The organism is Leclercia sp. LSNIH8 (assembly GCF_002920195.1).
GTDB lineage: Bacteria > Pseudomonadota > Gammaproteobacteria > Enterobacterales > Enterobacteriaceae > Enterobacter.
In genome coordinates this window covers 1-3,110 of the sequence record NZ_PQJY01000028.1, presented here as the reverse complement: position 1 = coordinate 3,110, position 3,110 = coordinate 1, and the positions used below count along the sequence as shown (strand labels likewise).

2 rRNA genes are annotated in these 3,110 nt (G+C 54.0%); both read left to right on the top strand.

Annotation, left to right across the window (positions count from 1 at the left end):
* Positions 1 to 26 precede the first annotated feature (26 nt).
* Positions 27 to 2,931: ribosomal RNA gene (locus C3406_RS25735) — 23S ribosomal RNA — on the top strand.
* 64 nt (positions 2,932 to 2,995) lie between these two features.
* Positions 2,996 to 3,110, top strand: a 5S ribosomal RNA gene (rrf, locus tag C3406_RS25730); the annotation flags it as partial.

The following is a 3,110-nucleotide window of genomic DNA, read 5'->3' as shown; positions in this document are numbered from 1 at the left end:
CGAAGTGAAACAGCTTCGGGTTGTGAGGTTAAGCGACTAAGCGTACACGGTGGATGCCCTGGCAGTCAGAGGCGATGAAGGACGTGCTAATCTGCGAAAAGCGCCGGCGAGGTGATATGAACCCTTGACCCGGCGATGTCCGAATGGGGAAACCCAGTGCAATCCGTTGCACTATCGTTAGCTGAATACATAGGCTAACGAGGCGAACCGGGGGAACTGAAACATCTAAGTACCCCGAGGAAAAGAAATCAACCGAGATTCCCCCAGTAGCGGCGAGCGAACGGGGAGCAGCCCGGAGTCTGAATCAGCTTGTGTGTTAGTGGAAGCGTCTGGAAAGTCGCAGGGTACAGGGTGATACTCCCGTACACGAAAGCACACATGCTGTGAACTCGAAGAGTAGGGCGGGACACGTGGTATCCTGTCTGAATATGGGGGGACCATCCTCCAAGGCTAAATACTCCTGACTGACCGATAGTGAACCAGTACCGTGAGGGAAAGGCGAAAAGAACCCCGGCGAGGGGAGTGAAAAAGAACCTGAAACCGTGTACGTACAAGCAGTGGGAGCACCTTCGGGTGTGACTGCGTACCTTTTGTATAATGGGTCAGCGACTTATATTCTGTAGCAAGGTTAACCGTATAGGGGAGCCGGAGGGAAACCGAGTCTTAACTGGGCGTTAAGTTGCAGGGTATAGACCCGAAACCCGGTGATCTAGCCATGGGCAGGTTGAAGGTTGGGTAACACTAACTGGAGGACCGAACCGACTAATGTTGAAAAATTAGCGGATGACCTGTGGCTGGGGGTGAAAGGCCAATCAAACCGGGAGATAGCTGGTTCTCCCCGAAAGCTATTTAGGTAGCGCCTCGTGAATTCATCTCCGGGGGTAGAGCACTGTTTCGGCTAGGGGGCCATCCCGGCTTACCAACCCGATGCAAACTGCGAATACCGGAGAATGTTATCACGGGAGACACACGGCGGGTGCTAACGTCCGTCGTGAAGAGGGAAACAACCCAGACCGCCAGCTAAGGTCCCAAAGTCATGGTTAAGTGGGAAACGATGTGGGAAGGCACAGACAGCCAGGATGTTGGCTTAGAAGCAGCCATCATTTAAAGAAAGCGTAATAGCTCACTGGTCGAGTCGGCCTGCGCGGAAGATGTAACGGGGCTAAACCATGCACCGAAGCTGCGGCAGCGACACTTAGGTGTTGTTGGGTAGGGGAGCGTTCTGTAAGCCTGCGAAGGTGTACCGTGAGGTATGCTGGAGGTATCAGAAGTGCGAATGCTGACATAAGTAACGATAAAGCGGGTGAAAAGCCCGCTCGCCGGAAGACCAAGGGTTCCTGTCCAACGTTAATCGGGGCAGGGTGAGTCGACCCCTAAGGCGAGGCCGAAAGGCGTAGTCGATGGGAAACAGGTTAATATTCCTGTACTCGGTGTTACTGCGAAGGGGGGACGGAGAAGGCTATGTTGGCCGGGCGACGGTTGTCCCGGTTTAAGCATGTAGGCGGAGGTTCCAGGTAAATCCGGTACCTTTTTAACGCTGAGGTGTGATGACGAGGCACTACGGTGCTGAAGCAACAAATGCCCTGCTTCCAGGAAAAGCCTCTAAGCATCAGGTAACACCAAATCGTACCCCAAACCGACACAGGTGGTCAGGTAGAGAATACCAAGGCGCTTGAGAGAACTCGGGTGAAGGAACTAGGCAAAATGGTGCCGTAACTTCGGGAGAAGGCACGCTGATATGTAGGTGAAGCCCCTGCGGGTGGAGCTGAAATCAGTCGAAGATACCAGCTGGCTGCAACTGTTTATTAAAAACACAGCACTGTGCAAACACGAAAGTGGACGTATACGGTGTGACGCCTGCCCGGTGCCGGAAGGTTAATTGATGGGGTTAGCGGCAACGCGAAGCTCTTGATCGAAGCCCCGGTAAACGGCGGCCGTAACTATAACGGTCCTAAGGTAGCGAAATTCCTTGTCGGGTAAGTTCCGACCTGCACGAATGGCGTAATGATGGCCAGGCTGTCTCCACCCGAGACTCAGTGAAATTGAAATCGCTGTGAAGATGCAGTGTACCCGCGGCAAGACGGAAAGACCCCGTGAACCTTTACTATAGCTTGACACTGAACACTGGTCCTTGATGTGTAGGATAGGTGGGAGGCTTTGAAGTGTGGACGCCAGTCTGCATGGAGCCGTCCTTGAAATACCACCCTTTAATGGCTGGTGTTCTAACGTGGACCCGTAATCCGGGTTGCGGACAGTGTCTGGTGGGTAGTTTGACTGGGGCGGTCTCCTCCTAAAGAGTAACGGAGGAGCACGAAGGTCAGCTAATCCTGGTCGGACATCAGGAGGTTAGTGCAATGGCATAAGCTGGCTTGACTGCGAGAGTGACGGCTCGAGCAGGTGCGAAAGCAGGTCATAGTGATCCGGTGGTTCTGTATGGAAGGGCCATCGCTCAACGGATAAAAGGTACTCCGGGGATAACAGGCTGATACCGCCCAAGAGTTCATATCGACGGCGGTGTTTGGCACCTCGATGTCGGCTCATCACATCCTGGGGCTGAAGTAGGTCCCAAGGGTATGGCTGTTCGCCATTTAAAGTGGTACGCGAGCTGGGTTTAGAACGTCGTGAGACAGTTCGGTCCCTATCTGCCGTGGGCGCTGGAGAATTGAGGGGGGCTGCTCCTAGTACGAGAGGACCGGAGTGGACGCATCACTGGTGTTCGGGTTGTCATGCCAATGGCACTGCCCGGTAGCTAAATGCGGAAGAGATAAGTGCTGAAAGCATCTAAGCACGAAACTTGCCCCGAGATGAGTTCTCCCTGACCCTTTGAGGGTCCTGAAGGAACGTTGAAGACGACGACGTTGATAGGCCGGGTGTGTAAGCGCAGCGATGCGTTGAGCTAACCGGTACTAATGAACCGTGAGGCTTAACCTTACAACGCCGAAGCTGTTTCGGTGGGTTTGAGAAGATTTTCAGCTGATACAGATTACAGAATTTGCCTGGCGGCTGTAGCGCGGTGGTCCCACCTGACCCCATGCCGAACTCAGAAGTGAAACGCCGTAGCGCCGATGGTAGTGTGGGGTCTCCCCATGCGAGAGTAGGGAACTGCCAGG